This is a genomic window from Pseudomonas sp. D4002, assembly GCF_013385665.1.
Taxonomy (GTDB): Bacteria; Pseudomonadota; Gammaproteobacteria; order Pseudomonadales; family Pseudomonadaceae; genus Aquipseudomonas.
Genome location: NZ_JACAPN010000024.1, coordinates 321,193 through 340,939, shown reverse-complemented (window position 1 = coordinate 340,939; position 19,747 = coordinate 321,193). Strand labels below are relative to the sequence as shown.

Below are 19,747 nucleotides of genomic sequence, written 5' to 3'. Positions count from 1 at the left end.
GTAATGGTTCATTAGCAAACGCTGAGGCTCGGGCTCAACACAGTTCAAATGTGGGAGCGGGCTTGCTCGCGAATGCGGTGGGTCAGTTGATAAATCGGGTACTGACACACCGCATTCGCGAGCAAGCCCGCTCCCACATTTGCTCAGCGCTGTTCGGGAGAACGTGCGCAGAAGTCCCAAAATGGGAACGATCAGTCCCTTTTTGGGACTGATCTCGCTTCATCACCCAAGCCGCTATTTCTGGTTAGTCACCCACTGTTCGACCTCCTTCAATAGCGCTTGAGTATGCGCAATCAGTTGCTCCAACAACCCCTCATCCTCATCCATATACCCTTCATATTCCGCCAGGTTGCGGCGCTCGTGGCATAGCGCAAACAGTCTTACCTGAACCTTGTTGGCTGCGGTGGTATGAAGCAGGCATTGGAACACCAGATAGCGCTTGTCCGAGCGATAGCCGTGCAAGCGCAAGGCTGTGAGGGCGATTGCGTGGGCCGCGTTGTAAGCCAAATCAAAACGGCTGGCGAAAGATAATTGCGGGGTTTTGGCGTCCTTCAATCGATCACGGGCAGAGCGCATCAACCCATCACATTCCTTGCGATCCGGCGGCTCTGCCTTCAAGCCACCACTACGTTGCAGGTTCTCCAGGTTGGCCTTGCTGTCCATCCTTGGACTCCACGGGGTTTTCCCCAATCAGGTTGATCTTGTCCTGCTCCGCCACCCTTTGCACAAAACTGTTACCGGCATTCCATTTGCCGATCCAGTCTTCGGGGGTATAGAGCGTCGGGTTGATGGTGCGGCCCAGTTGCTCTTCCAGCGGCATGAGCTGCTCCATGACTTCACTGTAGTTGAGGTTTTCGCCGATCAGCATCAGATCTATGTCACTGGATGAGTGCGCCTCGCCCTTGGCGATGGAACCGTAGATAAATGCCCACTTCAGTTGCGCGGCAAATGGAGCCAGTGCGTTGCGCAATGGCTCGTCCAGGCTCAGGGTCTTGCGCACGATGGCCACCAGCTCCGAGTAGATGGGGCACTGCGGATTGGCCTGGTAGTGGGTTTGGTTGCCCTGGCGCGTCAAGGTCAGGATGCCTGCCAACTGCAAACGCTCCAGCTCGCGGGTCAGGCTGCCCTTGCCCACCTTTGCCCAGCGGGCGATTTCATTGGTGAAGAAGCTTTGGTCGGGCTTGCCAAAGAGCAAACCCAAGACTTTCTGCTGAGTCACGGTGAATAGCGCAGTGCTAAGGGGCAAGGTTTGCATGGCAGCGACCGAAGAGTCCCAAAAAGGGAACGATAGGTCCCTTTTTGGGAACGATCAAGTTTTTAGGCTGCGCAAGAAGGAGCAACCTGCTCCAGTGCCTGATCAACCAGTAACTGCCCCAGCTCACTCATCTGCTGAATGGCCAGCACCACGCCGCGCTGGGAACCTTCCAATTCAAAGGCCAGGTTGGAAGTCAGGGCGTTGAGTGAGGCAAAGGTTTCAGAAGCGTTGGCCAGCAGGGCTTCGGTGGATTGAGAGGGGGTGACGGTAAAGAGTGAAGATGAAGCCGAAGGCGGAAAGTAATGATCCATCGCACGCTCGGCGGCGGCCTGGAGTTTGCGGTGTTCGATTTCGGTGTTGTGGGGCGGATTGGGGGTAGGTTTGAACATGATGTGCAGCTCCGATATGTATTAGGGAAGCTGACACCGTCCGCTTGCACGCGAATAAGGTGGTAGCTGTGCGCAGGTGTGCAAGACCGGGCATATCGGACCCCGGCAGACCCCAAGGGATCTCCCACGCACAGCCGCCATAAGAAATACAGCAGGCATAAAAAACGCCCGTTGAATGGCTATGGGCGTTGGTGCGCCGACATGTAACCGGACTTGCACGTCCGTGTCACCGTTTTTTGCGATGACGCACGAAGACTAGGCGCGATCGCAGGGCACAACAAGTTCATGCACAGCGCGAGAGGTTGCAGGAAAAATCCGACTGTAAAGCGCACGCCGATGCGATCGTTCCCACGCTCTGCGTGGGAATGCATCCCGTGACGCTCCGCGTCACCACAGCGCGAGACTTAAGCCTTGCATCGCCAGCTGGACGCAGAGCGTCCGAGGCTGCATTCCCACGCGGAGCGTGGGAACGATCATCAATTGACTGACGGTTACACTCAGGCCAATCCGGCCTCGACCAACAACGCCTCCAATCCCATCAAGTCCGGCACCCTGGCCACATGCTCCCCCACCTGCACCGCCGCCAACTCCAGCGGGCACAACGGCACGTCCACATAACTCAACTGGCTATCGAGCTTGTACGAGCGCGGAATCCCCTGGATCACCAACGCAATAAACTTCAACGTCGGCCGTCCTCCGAGGGTGTTCAACACCACAATCCGCGCCCGCTCTCCCACCACGCCCGACTCGCCACACGCGGCCTCAAAGCTGATCAACGGCAACTGCCGATCCCGCCAGGTGACCTGCCGCAAATACCACGGCGGCGCATCACTGGCCGGTTCGCCGCGCTGGAAGTCGATCAGCTCGGCCACGGCGACGTTGGGCAACAACAGGTGACGGTCGGCCAATGGCAGCAGCAAGCCGGTGAGTTGAGTTGCGCGGTGATCAAGCACGGGACTTGCTCCAGTAAGCGATGCTTTCCAGCAGCACCGACTCTTGATAAGGCTTGCCGAGGTAGTCGTTGACGCCAATCGCCATCGCACGATCACGGTGTTTTTGCCCGGTGCGGGAGGTGATCATGATGATGGGCATGCGCATCAGCCGCGGGTCGTCACGCACCTGGATGGCCACTTCGAAGCCGTCCATGCGCGGCATTTCGATGTCGAGCAGCATCAGGTCCGGGGTGTGCTCTTCCAGCACGGCCATGGCGTCGATGCCGTCCTTGGCGGTGAGCACGTTCATGCCGTTGCGCTCCAGCAGGCGGCTGGTGACTTTGCGCACGGTGACCGAGTCGTCCACCACCAGCACCAGCAGCGGGCGCTTTTTCAGCGGGTCGTTGAGGATCAACGGAGCGTCCGCCGCCTGGGCCGGCAACGCCGGTGGCCGGGCGCGGATATGCGCCATCAGGTCGATGATCAGCACCACGCGGCCATCGCCAAGGATGGTTGCGCCAGACACGCCCTTCACCCCGGCAAACTGCGGCCCCAGGCCCTTGACCACGATCTCCCGGGTGCCGGCCATGGCGTCCACTTGCACCGCCACGCGCCGTTCGTTGCATTGCACCAGCAGCACCGGCAGCGGCTGGTACTGGCCCAGCAGGTTCGGCCGGCCGACGGTGTGCAGCAGGTCGCCGAGGTAGAACAGTTCGTAGCGTTGGCCGGCGTATTCGTAGCGCGGCGGGTCCTGCTGATAGTGCCCTTCCAGCTCATGGGGCATGACCCGCACCAGGCCTTCGATGGTGTTCAGCGGGATCGCGTATTGATCGTCGGCACACTGCACCATCATCGCCCGGTTGACCGACACAGTGAACGGCAGGCGAATGCGAAAGTGCACGCCCTCTCCCGGCGTCGAGTCGATGACCATCGAGCCGCCCAGCTGGCGCACTTCTTCATGCACCACGTCCATGCCCACGCCACGCCCGGAAATCTGGGTGATTTTTTCGGCAGTGGAAAACCCCGGTTGCAGGATGAACTGCAACACGTCGCGGTCGCTGATTTCCAGGTTGGGGTCGAGCAAGCCACGCTTGATCGCCTTGCGCCGCACGGCTTCAAGCGGCACGCCGGCGCCGTCGTCGCGCATGTCGAAAACGATGTCGCCGCCTTCGTGGGTCAGGTCCAGGGTGATGCGGCCTTTCTCGGGTTTACCGGCCAGCAATCGTGCATCGCGGGATTCCAGGCCGTGGTCGACGGCGTTGCGCAGCATGTGTTCCAGCGGCGCGACCATGCGCTCCAGCACGTTGCGGTCCATCTCGCCTTCGGCATTGCCGACGATAAATTCCACGTCCTTGCCCAGCTCGCCCGCCACCTGCCGCACGATGCGTTTAAGCCGTGGCAGCATGCGTTCGAAGGGCACCATGCGCGTGCGCATCAGGCCTTCCTGCAACTCGGTGTTGATGCGCGCCTGTTGCTGCAGCAGGTTGTGGGCATCCTGGTTGCGGCGGTCGAGGGTTTCCTTGAGGTCGAGCAGGTCGGAAGCCGATTCGAACAAGGCCCGGGACAGTTGTTGCAACTGGGAATGGCGGTCCATTTCCAGCGGGTCGAATTCTTCGTAGCCCAGGCGTTCGGCCTCGGCCTGCTGGCGGCTGAGGATGCGGCCCTGGGTCTCGGTGTCGAGGCGGCGCAGTTGATCGCGCATACGCTCGATGGTGGTTTCCACCTCGTTGAGGGCAACGCTCGCATCGTTGACCTGCTGCTCGATACGCCCACGGAAAATCGAAGTTTCACCCGCCAGGTTGACCAGGTCATCCAGCAAGTCGGCAGAGATCTTCACCATGTCGGCGGCCGGATCGCTGGCCGGCACCGCCTCGGTTTTGGTTGCCGTCAACGCCAGCGGTGCGTCCGTCACTTCAGCCGGACGCACCAGGCCCTTGATGCGCTCGATCAGCAGGTCCACCGAGCCCACCGGCATTCCCGCCGCCACCGCATCGATCATCTGCGCCAGGCGGTCGTGGCAGCCTTGCAGCAAGGCGAACAGCTCCGCCGAGGGCGCCAGCAAACCTGCCGACAAGCCCTCATAGAGAAACTCCAGCTCATGGGCCAGGTCGCCAATCGGGCCGATCTCGACCATGCGAGCGCCGCCCTTGAGGGTGTGCAGGTCGCGCAGCAGTGTCTCGACTTCCTGGCGATTTTTCGGCTCGGCCTGCCAGCGCAACAGCGCGGCGCCGGAGCTGTCGAGGATGTCGGCGGCCTCTTCGAGAAAGATATCCAGCAGCTCGGGATCACTGCCCGGCGTCTCGACTTCGGCGGCCGCTGCGGGCGCCGCTTGTCCGGTGCCTTGGCGCAACTCACGCAAGTGGCTGATCAGGTCGGAGGAGTCGCTCAACGGTTGCTGGTGTTGCAGTTGCTCAAGCAACAGCGCCAGCCGCTCATGACTGGCCATCAACACATTGGCCAGCTCGCTGGAATAGCTGTAGCGCCGGTCCACCAAACCTTCGTAAAGGTTTTCCAGCTCAAGGGCCAGGTCGCCCACCGCGCCGATTTCAGCCATGCGCGCGCCACCCTTGAGGGTGTGCAAATCCCGCTGCAACGATGACAGCGGCGCTGCGTTATCCGGGTCCAGCAGCCAACGCTTCAAGGACTGGCCGGCGCTGTCGAGGATGTCCACCGCTTCCTCAAGGAAGATCTCGACGATCTCGTCATCCACCGCAAAACCCTGATCGAGCTTCGCCGTAGCGGCGCCCAGCTCGGAGATGCTCAGCGCGCGGCTGCCATCGGTCTTGATCAAACCGGTGGCGGACGGGTCGAGGCCTTCATCCAGCAGCTCGCGCAGGGCGCGTACCCGGGCCGGCGCCGCGCTGATTTCCTGGCCGGCGGCCAGTTGGTCGAGCATGTTGATCAGGGCTTCGTGGGCCTGTTCGGCCTCGTGGAAGAAGCGCTCGCTGACCGCCAGGCTGCTTTCTTCCACTGCGCCGTAGAGGTCGAGCAAGGCTTCGCACAATTCATCCATCGAGTGCAGGTCGGCGAGGTGCGCGCCTTCGCCGAGGGTGGTCAGTTCGTCCAGCAGCGCGCTCAGTTCCTGGCGTTCGCCGGGGTGCTGTTGCCAGCGGCGCAGCAGGCTTTCGGCGTCCAGCAGGATGTCCATGCCCTGGGCCAGGAAGTTGGCGATCAACTGCGGGTCGCGCTTGATCCGCAGGCCGGTGTTGGGCGCATTCAGCAAGGCTTCAAGCTGGCTGTTCAGCAGGTTTTGCGTGCGCTCGATCAGCCCTGCTGCACCATTGATGGCCGCGTGAGGGTCACTGTCCAGCTGGCGCACGCCGCGCTGGAACAACGCCTCGGCCTCCAGCAGCAATTCGATTTCATCCAGGTCTAGCGGCAGGCGGTGGGCCTTGTATTCGCGGGTCAGGTGATCCAGCGGGCGCGCCAGTTCGGCGATGGGCAACACACCGGCCATATAGGCGCTGCCTTTGAGGGTGTGCAGTGCGCGTTGCAGTTCATCACTGACTTGCAGCGGCAGGTGCTCGGTGGCCTGTTGCAGGAAGTGGTTGAGGCTGTCGAGGTGGCTCTGGGCTTCGTTGCGGAAGATTTCCAGCAACTGCGGGTCCAGGGCGGCCGGGTCTGTGGCCGACGGTTCGACACGGCTGGCCAAGGCGTGCGCCCGCGCCGCCAGTTCGTCTACGTCATCGCGCTGGCGCTGGGCATCGTCGGCAAAATCGGTGATCAGCTCCGGCAGCAATTCCAACACGTCATCCAGCACTGCTTGCACATCCGGGCCCGGCGCGACGCTGCGTTCCAGCACGCGGTTGAGCAGGTTTTCCACGGCCCAGGCCAGCTCCGCCAACACCAGGGCGCGCACCATGCGGCCACTGCCTTTCAAGGTGTGGAAGGCGCGGCGCATTTCGCTCAGGGTGGCCTTGTCTTCCAGGCTGGCGGTGCCGGCAGGCACATAGCGATGCAGCACATCGAGAACTTCGGCGATTTCTTCGAGGAAGACTTCCCGCAGTTCATCATCGATGGCCTCTTCACCGGCGGGCGGCGGCAGCAGGCTGCCGGGACGCTGGAGTGCCGGCGGGTTGAGGCGCGAGGTGGGGCTGGCCAACGCATCGGCGAGGAACGGGGTTTGCTCCGTGGGCGTGTCACCCTGCTCAAGCAGTGCCTGGCGCCAGGGTTTTTCGGCCGGCAAATAGCCCAGCGCGGCCAGGCCTTCAGCGGCGACTTCCAGCACCCGTTCGCCCGGGGCGTCGTGGTCCTGAAGCATGCGTTCCAGGTAGTACTCGAGGCTGGTGAGCACATCGGCAAAATGCTCAAGCTGCGCCTCGGAAGGCGCGGCATCGCCGACCATCAGTTGCTCGTTGACGTAGTCATTGCAGCCACGCATCAGGCTCGCCGCACGGGGCAGCGGAATCATCGCCAGCGCGCCGCGCACCTGGGTCAGCAACTCGGGCAGCGACTCCAGGCGCTGGCGGTCCCAATGGGCCTCGATGCAGTCGATCACCAGCTCTTTGGCCTGTGTCAGGCACTGGCAGGATTCGCGGATGACGAGGTGGTGGATCTGCGTCAGGTCGGTGGTAGGCAGGCGGCTTTCTTCGCGGCGCTCCGGCTCGACAGTGCCGACCATCCCGGCCAGCGTGGCCTCGACGTAGAGCAACGCACCGGCAACGTCCATCAATACCGCATCGTTGGGTTCGCGCTGCCCCTGGGCCAGGCCGAGTACCACCGCCAGTTGGTCGATGATCACTTTGCGCGGCTGGCCGAAGCCCAATACGGCGAGGGTATCGGCGATCTGCCGCAGCGGCGCCAGCAACGCCTCAAGGTCCGAGGCGTGCTGACGGTCGCTGCGTACGAACAGGTCCAGTCGTTCCTTGACCCGCACCAGCTCCTCGCACAATGCGCCGAGCACCGAGCCCATCGCGTCGCGGTCCGGGCCGGCCAGGCGGGCGCGTTCGGCGTCCACCACGGCGCTGTCGGGCAAAGCTTCATCGAGGCCATATCGTTCTTTCAAACTTTGCATCCGTGGAGTCGGTCGGGTGACTTTGGCGACGTAGAACAACAGGCTCTTGAGCAGCTCATCCGGGGCCGGGGTGTTGATGCCGTTGATGCCCTGGATCAGCAGGCGCTTGAGTTGCTTGTCGCAGGCCTTGAGCAAACTGCGCAACGCCGGGCTGTTGGCAACCACGCCAATGAGCATGCCTTCCACCAGCGCCGAGGTCACCTGCCACAACGGTAGCAGCGGCGCACCATGGCACAGGGCTTCGAGGCGGGCGAAGACCCGCGCCATGTCTTCCAGGTTGCTGGGGCCGTGGTCTTCGCGCAGCAAACCGACCAGCGCCTGTTGCAGCATCTGCCGCCACTGGCGCAGCAGTTCGGGGAAATCCTCTGGCGTGCGCTGGGCCAGGGCGTCTTCGGGCAGCGGCGGGATCACCAGCAGTTGCGGGCTGAACAGGCTGGTTTCCGAGAGCAGGCTTTCGCCGCGCACGCTGCGCAGGTCGTTGAGCAGCGGCAGCACCACCAGGGGCAGGTCGCGTCGGGCGCTGTGTACGCGGTCGAGGTACAGCGGCAGTTGGCCAAGGCCCTGTTGCAGCAGGCGAATGCCTTCGTCGCGCTGGCTGACGCGCGCGCCTTGCAGGGCGAGGGCCAGTTGTTCCATTTCTTCAGCGAACAGGGCCGCGCCGTAGAACTCGACCATCAACAGGCTGCCATGCACCTGATGGATGCATTCCAGGCACTGGCCGATGGCCTCGCTGCTGCTTTCTTCAACATAGGCGTCCAGCGCCGAGCGGGCCTGTTTCAGGGTTTCGGCAATTTCGCCCTTGACCCATTCGAGGGCCACGTAGTCGTGCCGATCAACCATAACCGCTCCCGTCTGAATTCATGAGTTGCTGGTAGTGCTGGGTCATGCGTACACCGATCTCAAAACAAAGGAGATCAACTGTGGGAGCGGGCTTGCTCGCGAATGCGGTGGGTCAGACAAAGCGTCGGCGACTGACACACCGCATTCGCGAGCAAGCCCGCTCCCACATTTGCTTTTCGGTGTTTTCGAGGGCGCATTTCACTCATCCACCCGCTTCGCCGCCGGCAAGGTGAACCCCGACACCGACCGCCGCAACTGACTGGCCATTTTTGCCAGGTTGCCGATGCTCTCGGCAGTGGCCGTAGAGCCCGACGAAGTCTGAGTGGTGATCTGCTGGATCACGTTCATCGTCAGGGAAATCTGCCCCGCCGACGACGTCTGCTGCTGCGCCGCGTTGGAGATACTCTGGATCAGCGCCGCCAGGGTTTTCGACACGCCTTCGATCTCTTCCAGCGCTACCCCGGCGTCCTGGGCCAGCCGCGCACCGCGCACCACTTCAGTGGTGGTCTGCTCCATGGAAATCACGGCTTCGTTGGTATCCGTCTGGATCGCTCGCACCAGGGTTTCGATCTGCCGCGTCGCCGCCGAAGAACGCTCGGCAAGGCGCTGTACCTCATCGGCCACCACCGCAAAACCACGCCCGGCATCACCGGCCATGCTCGCCTGGATCGCGGCGTTGAGCGCGAGGATGTTGGTCTGCTCGGCGATGTCATCGATCAGGCTGACGATGTCGCCAATTTCCTGGGACGATTCCCCCAGGCGCTTGATGCGCTTGGCGGTGTCCTGGATCTGTTCGCGAATGTTGTCCATGCCGTGGATGGTGTTGTGCACCACCTCGTTGCCCTTGTTGGCAATCTCTACCGAACGCTCGGCCACTGCCGAAGATTCGGCGGCGTTGGCCGACACCTGGTCGATGGACTGGGCCATCTGGTTGATCGCCGTGGACGCTTCGGCAATCTGCTGTGCCTGATGCTCCGACGCTTGGGCCAGGTGCATGGCGGTGGCCTGGGTGTCCTGCACCGCACCAGCCACCTGGCCGGCAGTGAGGTTGATGGTGGCCACCAGGTCGCGCAGTTGGTCCACGGAATAGTTGATGGAGTCGGCAATGGTGCCGGTGAAGTCTTCGGTGACCGAGGCGGTGACGGTCAGGTCGCCGTCGGCCAAGTCTTCAATCTCATCCAGCAGGCGCATGATCGCGTTCTGGTTGCGCTCGTTCTTCTCGGCGGTTTCCCGCAACTGGCGGTTGGTCTCGCGGACCATCACCAGGCCGATCAGGATGATCGAGGCCAGCGCCAGCAAGCCCAGCACGTAGCCGCCGATGGTGTCGAAAGTGCGCCCGTCCGCGAGGTTTTCAAAGCCGGTGGCCAGGTGCGAGGCTTCGTCCAGCAGGGTTTGCGACAGGTTGAAGATATTGCTCGCCGAGGCGCGCACCTGGAACAGCTGCGGCGAGGTTTCGAGGATTTCGTCCACGGAACCGGAGACGAATTCGAACAGCTCGGAAATCTCCGCCAACCGGGCGCGGGCGTCGTGGTCTTCAACCTGGGTGATGCGCAGCCCGGGATTGCCGTTGAGCATGCCGCTGAGCACCACGCCGAAACGGTTGGCATCGCGGCCGAAGGCATCGGCGGCCTGCACGGCAGTCTCGTCCCCCGCCAGCACGGTGTTCACCGCCCCCAGGATGCGTTCGGCCAGCAATGACTGGCGCTGGGCCAACGCTACCTGGCTGGCCGGTGCGCCGCGTTGCAGCAGAATATCGACAACCTTTTCCGACTCCATCTGCAACTGCGGAACGGTTTCCGCCAGGGTCGCGGCCACTTGATGCAGCGACAGCACCGTTTGCTCGCTGGCCAGAATCGCATCGGCGTTTTTCAGCAGCGCTTCCCAGTCGGTCTGCACGGCGCGCATTTCGGCACGCACGGCGGTGGGTGCAGCGGGCAGGCCGGTGGCCGGGTCGCCTTTTTTCAGGTAACCCCAGCGCTGGGCAAAATCGTTGCGCGCATCCCCCAGCAGCTTGAACGCCGCCGCCTTGCCGGCGGCAGCCTCGGTGGCGTTCTTGGCGATGCGCTGGGACAGCACCCGCAGCTCGCCGGCGTGGCCGATGTACTGTTTGTCGTAGGTGGACTGGGTGTTGAGGTACGCGAAGTTGGCGAACAGCAGCATGATGAACACGATCAGCGCGATAAACAGCACGATGATCTGCGAGCGGCTGCGGGAGGCTTCCTGGGGTTTGACCGGGGTGACGGTACTCATGCGGCGACATCCATGAAACCTGGAGCCTGGGCCAGGGCGAAGGGGCTGAAGACCTGCCACAGCTGGTCGCCGTCGAACTGGCCCTGGATAAACGGCGCGCCGCCTGCGGTGCTCGTCGACAACGCGTCTTGTGCGAAATGCTGCATGCCCACCACCTCGTCCACCAACAGGCCGACAAACACGTCCTGATACTCCACCACCAGCACCCGCCGTTGTTTGCGCGCCACCGACAGCTCAAGGCCAAGGAAACCGCCCAGGTCCATCACCGGCAGCAAGCGCCCCCGCAGGTTGGCCACGCCCTTGATCCACGGCTTGACCCCGGGCATCAAGGTACAGCGCGGTTCGTGCAGCACTTCCGCCACCTCGCCCATGGGCGCCACGTACCAGTGTTCGCCCAGGCGAAACCCGATCCCACTCCAGCTGAGCAGCCGGGTTTCCTGGGACGGCAGGTCGGCAGCCAGCAAGCGGCAGCGGCGGTCGATGTCCAGCAGCAGCTCGAAGGCGGTTTGCGACTCGGTCATGGGAACGTGCCGTCAGCCGGCCAGCACCTTGTTCAGGGTGGCGATCAGGGTTTCTTCGTCTACCGGCTTGGTCAGGTAATCCTTGGCGCCCTGGCGCTCGCCCCAGATCTTGTCGGTTTCCTGATCCTTGGTGGTGATGATGATCACCGGGATGTGGCTGGTCTCGGCATCTTTGGTCAACTGACGGGTGGCCTGGAAGCCATTGAGGCCCGGCATCACGATATCCATCAGCACCGCATCCGGCTTTTCCTGACGGGCCAGCGCAACGCCATCGCCGCCGTTCTGGGCCTTGAGGACGGTGTGACCGTGCTTTTCGAGCATTTCGGTCAGTTTGTACATTTCAGTCGGCGAATCGTCGACGATCAGAACACGTGCCATGGTTTTCCCCACTTATCTAGTAGACGCAAGCCCTCGTGGGGCCCCCGTCAGTGTGCTTGTTCTACTGCGGCGAAGCCCGGTACATAGGCCTTGATCGCGCTCAGCAGTTCTTCCTTGCTGAAAGGCTTGGTCAAAAACTGATCAGAGCCGACGATGCGCCCCTTGGCCTTGTCGAACAGACCATCCTTGGAGGACAGCATGATTACCGGGATCGACTTGAACGCCGGGTTGTTCTTCACCAGCGCGCAGGTCTGATAGCCATCCAGGCGCGGCATCATGATGTCGACAAAGATAATGTGTGGATGATGGTCAACAATCTTGGCCAGGGCATCGAAACCGTCGATGGCCGTGATGACGTCGCACCCTACGTTCTTCAACAGTGTTTCGGCCGTGCGGCGAATCGTTTTCGAATCGTCGATCACCATCACTTTCAAGGCGTTGGAATGCTGTTCCATATCTGCTCTACCATCGCCACAGCGAATAGGTTTTCGGTGTGTACTGCCTGATGTTGCACAGGACGAGCGCCAAAAGCCTCGGAATTCAAGGGCTGATGTGCCATGGCAGCCTTTTTAGCACAGTCTCAGAACGCAATCTATCGGCCGACCCGCGTGGTGGTTTTTCCTTGACCCACAACAGCCGCAGCGCCACTCTGACGCCACTTTTATGCGCCCTTATTTGCTAGAGGAAATCCCCCATGAGCGTTCGCGTCGGCATTGTCATGGACCCTATCGCCAGCATTTCCTATAAAAAGGACAGCTCGCTGGCCATGCTGCTGGCCGCCCAGGCCCGCGGCTGGAGCCTGTTCTATATGGAGCAGCCGGACCTTTACCAGGGCGACGGTGAAGCGCGGGCGCGGATGCGTCCCCTGCAGGTGTTTGCCAACCCCGAGAAGTGGTTCGAGCTGCAAGACGAAATCGACAGCCCCCTGAGCGACCTCGACGTGATCCTGATGCGCAAGGATCCGCCGTTCGACATGGAGTTCGTCTACTCCACCTACCTGCTGGAGCAGGCCGAGCGCGCGGGCGTGCTGATCGTCAACAAGCCCCAGAGCCTGCGCGACTGCAATGAAAAGCTGTTCGCCACGCTGTTCCCGCAGTGCACGCCGCCGACCGTGGTCAGCCGCCGCGCCGATGTGCTGCGCGAATTCGCCGCCAAGCACGGCGATGTGATCCTCAAGCCGCTGGACGGCATGGGCGGTACCTCGATCTTCCGCCACCGCGCCGGCGACCCGAACCTGTCGGTGATCCTGGAGACCCTGACTGCGCTGGGCACCCAGCAGATCATGGGCCAGGCCTACATTCCGGCGATCAAGGACGGCGACAAGCGCATCCTGATGATCGACGGCGAGCCGGTGCCTTACTGCCTGGCGCGCATTCCGGCCGCCGGCGAGACCCGCGGCAACCTGGCCGCCGGTGGCCGGGGTGAAGCCCGCCCGCTGACGGACAAGGATCGCTGGATTGCAGCCCAAGTCGGCCCGACCCTGCGCGAAAAAGGCCTGCTGTTCGTAGGACTGGACGTAATCGGCGAGAACCTCACCGAAATCAACGTCACCAGCCCGACCTGTATTCGCGAGATCGACAACGCATTTGGCACGAACATCGGCGAAATGCTGATGGCTGCGATTGCCGCCAAGCTACAAGCCAAGTGACATAGAACAGCCGGACACAAACCAACATTGCGTTATCATGCGCCACCTGTGAAACGCGCGATGTTGGTTTTCTTGTCATGACGCTCCCGTCCGATCTACCCCCCGAACTCTCCCACAGCGGCGTGCGCCCGGCTGATCGGCTCGGATTTACCCTGTTTCTGGCGGCGTTGATTCACCTGGCGTTGATCCTCGGCCTGGGCTTCACCTTTGCCGAACCCAAGCAGATCACCAAGACCCTGGAAATCACCCTCGCCACGTTCAAAAGCGAAAAGAAACCCGAAAAGGCCGACTTTCTCGCCCAGGACAATCAGCAAGGCAGCGGCACCCTCGACAAGAAGGCCGTGCCCAAGACCACTGAAGTCGCGCCATTCCAGGACAACAAGGTCAATAAGGTCACGCCACCGCCGGCGCCCAAGCCGGAGGTGAAACAGGCCGCACCCAAGGCGGCGGTCACCACCGTGGCGCCCAAGCCGCAAAAAGCCCCGACCCAGCGCGAAAAGGCCAAGACCGAACCCACGCCGGCCCCGCCGGCCCCGACTTTTGACAGCTCGCAACTCTCCAGTGAGATCTCCAGCCTGGAAGCCGAACTGGCCCACGAACAACAGCTGTACGCCAAGCGCCCGCGGATCTACCGCCTCAACGCCGCCTCCACCATGCGCGACAAAGGCGCCTGGTATAAGGATGAGTGGCGCAAGAAGGTCGAGCGCATCGGCAACCTGAACTACCCGGACGAAGCCCGTCGCCAGCAGATCTACGGCAATTTGCGACTGCTGGTGTCGATCAACCGCGACGGCACCTTGTACGAGGTGCAGGTGCTGGAGTCCTCCGGCCAACCGCTGCTGGACCAGGCAGCGCAACGCATCGTGCGGCTGGCGGCGCCTTTTGCGCCGTTTACCGGGGACCTGAACGACATCGACCGCCTGGAAATCATTCGCACCTGGCGCTTTGCCAAGGGTGATCGGCTGTCGAGCAACTAACCAACCCTGCTTTCTGTAGGAGCGAGCTTGCTCGCGAAGATCGTTAACGATAACGCGGGCTTTCTGGCTTAACCCGGCGCTCTCAGGTTTTTCGCAAGCAAGCTCGCTCCTACAGAGAATCAACACGCCAAACCAATTCCTGCGCATCCTCAGCTTGTCAGTTCGCCCCTCCAACGCCACACTAGCGGACATGAAAAATGTCAGCCCGACCTACCTCAAGCACCAATTCCTGATCGCCATGCCCCATATGGCCGACCCGAACTTTGCGCAAACCTTGACCTACATCGTCGAGCACACCGCCAATGGTGCGATGGGGTTGGTGGTCAACCGCCCGCAAGACCTCAACCTGGCCGATATCCTCGAGCAACTGCGCCCGGACATCGACCCACCCGCCAGCTGCCAGCACGTACCGATCTACATCGGCGGGCCGGTGCAGACGGACCGGGGTTTTGTGCTGCACCCCACCGGGCCGAAATTCCAGGCGACCGTGGACCTTGAAGGGTTGTCCCTGTCCACGTCCCAGGACGTCCTGTTCGCGATTGCCGACGGCGTGGGGCCTGATCAAAGTGTGATCACCCTCGGCTACGCCGGCTGGGAAGCCGGGCAACTGGAGGCGGAGCTGGCGAGCAATGCCTGGCTGACCTGCCCGTTCGATGCCGACATCCTGTTCAACACCCCCAGCGAACTGCGCCTGGAAGCGGCCGCCGCCAAGCTGCGGATCAACCTCAGCCTGCTGACCAGCCAGGCGGGGCACGCCTGATGGCCTTGCGTCTGATCCTCGGTTTCGACTACGGCACCAAACAGATCGGCGTCGCCGTCGGCCAGGTGATTACCGGCCAGGCCCGCGAGCTGTGCACCCTGAAGGCCCAGAACGGCGTGCCGGACTGGAACCAGGTCGAAGCCCTGATCAAGGAGTGGAAGCCCGACGCCGTGGTGGTCGGCCTGCCGCTGAACATGGACGGCACCCCGAGCGAGATGTGCCTGCGGGCCGAAAAGTTCGCCCGCCGCCTGAACGGCCGCTACAACCTGCCCTTCTATACCCACGACGAACGCCTGACCACGTTCGAAGCCAAGGGCGAGCGCCGTGACCGTGGCGGGCAGAAAGGCAGTTACCGCGACAACCCGGTGGATGCCATCGCCGCGGCCCTGCTGTTGCAGGGCTGGCTGGATGAAAACACCGCTTTATTTGAATCCTGACTGACGCGGCTTGCCGCGTCTTCTTACGTTTGAGCCCGGACCTTGCCTGCGCGAGGCCTAGAAGGAGCACCCATGAGCCTGCCCAATCCCGCCGACCTGATCAGCCAGATGGCGATCCGCCTCAAGGCGCACCTGGAACACCGTGCCATCAGCGAGCCGCGCTTTATCGGCATCCGCACCGGTGGCGTGTGGGTGGCCCAGGCGCTGCTGGAAGAACTGGGCAGCGACTCGCCCCTGGGCACCCTGGACGTGTCTTTCTACCGTGACGACTTCAGCCAGAACGGCCTGCACCCGCAAGTGCGCCCCTCGGCCCTGCCCTTCGAGATCGAAGGCCAGCACCTGGTGCTGATCGATGACGTGCTGATGAGCGGTCGCACCATCCGCGCCGCGATGAACGAACTGTTCGACTACGGCCGCCCGGCCAGCGTGACCCTGGTCTGTTTGCTGGACCTGGACGCCGGCGAATTGCCGATCAGCCCGGACGTGGTCGGCGCCACCCTGTCCCTGGAAGCCCACCAGCGGGTAAAATTGTCCGGTCCCACGCCGCTCGAACTCGAACTGCAAGACCTTGCCCTTTAAACCGCCTTGTAAAGAGTCCCCGCGATGACGCCTCTAGATGCCAAGCGCCCGCTGCAGCTCAATGCTCAGGGCCAGCTGCAACACTTCCTGTCCCTCGACGGCTTGCCCCGCGAACTGCTCACCGAAATCCTCGACACGGCCGACTCGTTTCTCGAAGTCGGCGGCCGGGCGGTGAAGAAAGTCCCGTTGCTGCGCGGCAAGACCATCTGCAACGTGTTCTTCGAGAACTCGACCCGCACCCGCACCACCTTTGAACTGGCGGCCCAACGCCTGTCGGCTGACGTGATCACGCTGAACGTGTCCACCTCGTCGGCGAGCAAGGGCGAAACCCTGCTCGACACCCTGCGCAACCTGGAAGCCATGGCCGCCGACATGTTCGTGGTGCGCCACGGCGATTCCGGTGCTGCGCACTTCATCGCCGAGCACGTGTGCCCGAATGTGGCGATCATCAACGGCGGCGACGGCCGTCACGCCCACCCGACCCAGGGCATGCTCGACATGCTGACCATCCGGCGGCACAAGGGCAGCTTTGAAAACCTCTCGGTGGCCATTGTCGGCGACATCCTGCACTCGCGGGTTGCGCGCTCGAACATGCTGGCCCTGAAAACCCTGGGTTGCCCGGACATCCGCGTGATCGCCCCCAAGACCCTGCTGCCGATCGGCATCGAGCAGTACGGCGTCAAGGTCTACACCGACATGGCCGAAGGCCTGAAGGATGTGGACGTGGTGATCATGCTGCGCCTGCAGCGCGAGCGTATGGCGGGCGGCCTGCTGCCGAGCGAAGGCGAGTTCTATCGCCTGTTCGGCCTGACCACCGCACGCCTGGCCGGCGCCAAGCCGGACGCCATCGTGATGCACCCGGGGCCAATCAACCGTGGCGTGGAGATTGAGTCGGCGGTGGCCGATGGCGCGCAGTCGGTGATTCTCAACCAGGTCACGTACGGCATCGCCATCCGCATGGCGGTGTTGTCCATGGCCATGAGCGGGCAAACCGCGCAACGTCAATTCGAGCAGGAGAACGCCCAGTGAAGCTCAGCATTCTCGGCGCCCGAGTCATCGATCCGGCCAGCGGCCTGGATCAAGTCACCGATCTGCACCTGGAAGCCGGCAAGATCATTGCCATCGGCGCCGCACCCGCAGGCTTCAGCGCCAGCGAAACTATCGACGCCAAAGGCCTGATCGCCGCGCCCGGCCTGGTTGACCTGAACGTCGCCCTGCGTGAGCCGGGCTACAGCCGCAAGGGCAACATCACCAGCGAAACCCGCGCTGCCGCTGCCGGTGGCGTGACCAGCCTGTGCTGCCCGCCCCACACCAAACCGGTGCTGGACACCTCGGCGGTGACCGAACTGATCCTCGACCGCGCCCGCGAAGCCGGCAACTGCAAAGTGTTCCCCATCGGTGCCCTGAGCAAAGGCCTGGACGGCGAACAACTGGCCGAGCTGATCGCCCTGCGCGATGCTGGCTGCGTGGCCTTCGGCAACGGCCTGGAGAGCTTTCGCAGCACCCGCACCCTGTGCCGTGCGCTGGAATATGCGGCGACTTTCGACCTGACCGTGATTTTCCACTCCCAGGACCGTGACCTGGCCGAAGGCGGCCTGGCCCACGAAGGCGCCACCGCGAGCTTCCTCGGCCTGCCGGGCATCCCGGAAACCGCCGAGACCGTGGCCCTGGCCCGCGACCTGCTGCTGGTGGAACAAAGCGGCGTACGCGCGCACTTCAGCCAGCTGACCAGCGCTCGCGGCGTGGCCCTGATCGCTCAGGCACAAGCCCGCGGATTGCCGGTGACGGCGGATGTGGCGCTGTATCAGCTGATTCTGACGGATGAGGCGCTGATCGACTTCTCCAGCCTGTATCACGTGCAGCCGCCACTGCGTACGCGCGCTGACCGTGACGGTTTGCGGGCGGCGGTGAAGTCCGGGGTGGTTTCGGCGATCTCCAGCCATCACCAGCCCCACGAGCGGGATGCCAAGCTGGCGCCGTTCGGCGCGACGGAGCCAGGCATCAGCAGCGTCGAGCTGTTGCTGCCGCTGGCAATGACGTTGGTGGAAGATGGTTTGCTGGACCTGCCGACCCTGCTGGCGCGTCTCAGTGCGGGCCCTGCCGAGGCGCTGCGCCTGCCGGCGGGCAAGCTGGCGGTGGGCTCGGCGGCGGACCTGGTGCTGTTTGATCCGGCCAGCTCCACGATTGCCGGGGAACACTGGCTGTCCAAGGGTGAAAACTGCCCATTCATCGGCCACAGCCTGCCGGCGACGGTGCGGTACACCTTGGTGGATGGGCGGATCAGCTACCAGGCTTGAATCCAATCCAGAGTGGGCACAGTAAATGTGGGAGCGGGCTTGCTCGCGAAAGCGGTGGGTCAGTCAATAGAGATGTCGACTGACACATCGCATTCGCGAGCAAGCCCGCTCCCACATTTGGATCTTCACAAATCTTAACGGCCGCCGTTGCGCTCGGCATTGCGGATCGAAATCTGCGTATTCAGCGTCCAGAAGTCATACAGCACCCCGATCAGGAACAAGCCCCCGGTCAGCAGGTAAATGATCCCGCTGATCCATTTGCCCTGATACATGCGGTGCAAACCGAACACACCCAGGAACGCCAACAGAATCCAGGCCACGTTGTACTCGATCGGCCCGGCGGTAAATCGCAGGTCCGCTTCGCGGTCCATTGCCGGAATCAGGAACAAGTCGATCAACCAGCCAATCCCGAACAAACCGAAGGTGAAAAACCAGATCGTCCCGGTCACCGGCTTGCCGTAATAAAAGCGGTGAGCACCGGTAAAACCGAAAATCCAAAGCAGGTAGCCGATCACCTTGCTGTGGGTGTCTTGTTGCGAAACATCCTGTCGATAGGTGTTCATGGAGTACCTCTTTAGCCTCGATAGATAAATATTTCTGGTTTCTTTGTGACTTTTTTACGGGCGCCCGACATGCGGCAAATGGTATCTTCGCTTCCCTCAAAGCCTTATACCGCCTGACTTGTGTAGGACAATCGCGGCAATTCGTCACGGTTTTCCTGAATTTGACCCCAGGGTTCAGTCGACAAACGGCCTTAGCACGACACAAAAAGCTGTTATAAAGTTGCGCGCAAACCAAAAAGAGCCACGCCTAATGCGACCATTTTTCAAGACATGGCTAACCATTTGCCTATTAATGCCACTGGCCGCCCACGCCACCAATCGTGAGCAACGACTTCCCAACGTTAACGGTTTCACCCCTAAAGTTCACGCCACCACCAGCTCCGCCAAATCGGTAAAGCTGACCGTGAAGCGCCCGACTCAACTGAGCAAGGCCCACGGTAATGCAGCGCCAGGGCTGATGGCCGTCAACACCAAGCAAAGCAGCAACGTCCTCAGCCGTGCCGTCAACGTGCTCGGTACTCCTTATCGTTGGGGCGGCAGCAGCCCAAGTAAAGGGTTCGACTGCAGTGGTTTGGTGAAATATGCGTTTAACGACGTAAAAGCCGTGGATTTGCCGCGCACTTCCAACGCCATGGCCGCCGGCCACGGGCTGAAGGTTGAGCGCAAGGATTTGAAACCGGGTGACCTGCTGTTCTTCAAACTGAAGAGCCGCCAGGTTAACCACGTTGCCATCTACCTGGGCAACGACCGTTTCATCCACGCACCGCGTCGTGGCAAGTCCGTGAGCATCGATACGCTGAAGAAGCCGTTCTGGGACAAGAACTACGTGATTGCCAAGCGTGTCCTGCCTAAAGAACAGAACAACCTGCGGATTGTGCAGCGCTGATATCAGGCTGATGTGAGAGCA

18 protein-coding genes are annotated in these 19,747 nt (G+C 62.3%); 8 read left to right on the top strand and 10 right to left on the bottom strand.

What is annotated here, in order from left to right; translation table 11 throughout:
* Window positions 1-234: 234 nt before the first annotated feature.
* The 9 genes from HX824_RS18825 to pilG all read right to left on the bottom strand — a co-directional run bounded on the left by HX824_RS18825 (window position 235) and on the right by pilG (window position 12,034).
* A complete protein-coding gene (locus HX824_RS18825; RefSeq protein ID WP_177020241.1) occupies window positions 235-663 on the bottom strand; it encodes a hypothetical protein in 429 nt (142 codons plus the stop codon).
* Entirely contained in the window at window positions 626-1,255 is a 630-nt protein-coding gene (locus HX824_RS18820) for a nucleotidyltransferase domain-containing protein (RefSeq protein ID WP_177054921.1), read from the bottom strand. Before HX824_RS18820 ends, HX824_RS18825 begins: the two co-directional genes overlap by 38 nt.
* Before the next feature lie 62 nt (window positions 1,256-1,317).
* Complete coding sequence (locus tag HX824_RS18815) at window positions 1,318-1,644, bottom strand: DUF6124 family protein (protein ID WP_177028013.1); 327 nt, start codon at window positions 1,642-1,644, stop codon at window positions 1,318-1,320.
* A gap of 497 nt (window positions 1,645-2,141) precedes the next feature.
* Window positions 2,142-2,597: a chemotaxis protein CheW gene (locus tag HX824_RS18810; protein WP_003213725.1), complete on the bottom strand. Its 456-nt coding sequence runs from the start codon at window positions 2,595-2,597 to the stop codon at window positions 2,142-2,144.
* On the bottom strand, window positions 2,590-8,430 hold the full coding sequence (locus HX824_RS18805) for an Hpt domain-containing protein (protein ID WP_177054920.1): 5,841 nt from the start codon (window positions 8,428-8,430) through the stop codon (window positions 2,590-2,592). The genes HX824_RS18810 and HX824_RS18805 overlap by 8 nt, the downstream gene beginning before the upstream one ends.
* A 198-nt stretch (window positions 8,431-8,628) precedes the next feature.
* On the bottom strand, window positions 8,629-10,680 hold the full coding sequence (locus HX824_RS18800) for a methyl-accepting chemotaxis protein (protein ID WP_008434142.1): 2,052 nt from the start codon (window positions 10,678-10,680) through the stop codon (window positions 8,629-8,631).
* Window positions 10,677-11,201, bottom strand: a complete 525-nt coding sequence (locus HX824_RS18795) for a chemotaxis protein CheW (RefSeq protein WP_003213731.1) — start codon at window positions 11,199-11,201, stop codon at window positions 10,677-10,679. Before HX824_RS18795 ends, HX824_RS18800 begins: the two co-directional genes overlap by 4 nt.
* Window positions 11,202-11,213: 12 nt before the next feature.
* Window positions 11,214-11,579, bottom strand: a complete 366-nt coding sequence (gene pilH / locus HX824_RS18790; protein WP_003213734.1) for a twitching motility response regulator PilH — start codon at window positions 11,577-11,579, stop codon at window positions 11,214-11,216.
* Between the two features lie 47 nt (window positions 11,580-11,626).
* Entirely contained in the window at window positions 11,627-12,034 is a 408-nt protein-coding gene (pilG, locus tag HX824_RS18785) for a twitching motility response regulator PilG (protein WP_003213736.1), read from the bottom strand.
* Between the two features lie 239 nt (window positions 12,035-12,273).
* On the opposite strand from pilG, the gene gshB reads away from it, so the two are divergent.
* The 7 genes from gshB (at window position 12,274) to HX824_RS18750 (ending at window position 18,277) form a co-directional block, all read left to right on the top strand.
* Entirely contained in the window at window positions 12,274-13,227 is a 954-nt protein-coding gene (gene gshB, locus HX824_RS18780; RefSeq protein WP_003213738.1) for a glutathione synthase, read from the top strand.
* Window positions 13,228-13,304: 77 nt separating this feature from the next.
* The gene (locus HX824_RS18775) at window positions 13,305-14,204 is read left to right on the top strand and encodes an energy transducer TonB (RefSeq protein ID WP_003213740.1); all 900 of its coding nucleotides are present in this window, start codon (window positions 13,305-13,307) and stop codon (window positions 14,202-14,204) included.
* Window positions 14,205-14,394: 190 nt separating this feature from the next.
* A complete protein-coding gene (locus tag HX824_RS18770) occupies window positions 14,395-14,964 on the top strand; it encodes a YqgE/AlgH family protein (RefSeq protein ID WP_003213742.1) in 570 nt (189 codons plus the stop codon).
* Complete coding sequence (gene ruvX / locus HX824_RS18765) at window positions 14,964-15,401, top strand: Holliday junction resolvase RuvX (protein WP_003213744.1); 438 nt, start codon at window positions 14,964-14,966, stop codon at window positions 15,399-15,401. The genes HX824_RS18770 and ruvX overlap by 1 nt, the downstream gene beginning before the upstream one ends.
* A gap of 72 nt (window positions 15,402-15,473) precedes the next feature.
* On the top strand, window positions 15,474-15,980 hold the full coding sequence (gene pyrR, locus HX824_RS18760) for a bifunctional pyr operon transcriptional regulator/uracil phosphoribosyltransferase PyrR (protein WP_003213746.1): 507 nt from the start codon (window positions 15,474-15,476) through the stop codon (window positions 15,978-15,980).
* Between the two features lie 24 nt (window positions 15,981-16,004).
* Window positions 16,005-17,009, top strand: a complete 1,005-nt coding sequence (locus tag HX824_RS18755) for an aspartate carbamoyltransferase catalytic subunit (RefSeq protein ID WP_003213748.1) — start codon at window positions 16,005-16,007, stop codon at window positions 17,007-17,009.
* The gene (locus HX824_RS18750) at window positions 17,006-18,277 is read left to right on the top strand and encodes a dihydroorotase (protein WP_003213750.1); all 1,272 of its coding nucleotides are present in this window, start codon (window positions 17,006-17,008) and stop codon (window positions 18,275-18,277) included. The genes HX824_RS18755 and HX824_RS18750 overlap by 4 nt, the downstream gene beginning before the upstream one ends.
* 134 nt (window positions 18,278-18,411) lie before the next feature.
* Here the strand turns inward: HX824_RS18750 and HX824_RS18745 are convergent, their stop codons facing one another.
* Window positions 18,412-18,840, bottom strand: a complete 429-nt coding sequence (locus HX824_RS18745) for a TM2 domain-containing protein (RefSeq protein ID WP_003213752.1) — start codon at window positions 18,838-18,840, stop codon at window positions 18,412-18,414.
* A gap of 250 nt (window positions 18,841-19,090) precedes the next feature.
* Between HX824_RS18745 and HX824_RS18740 the strand changes: the two genes are divergently transcribed.
* Complete coding sequence (locus tag HX824_RS18740) at window positions 19,091-19,726, top strand: C40 family peptidase (protein ID WP_023659314.1); 636 nt, start codon at window positions 19,091-19,093, stop codon at window positions 19,724-19,726.
* Window positions 19,727-19,747 lie beyond the last annotated feature (21 nt).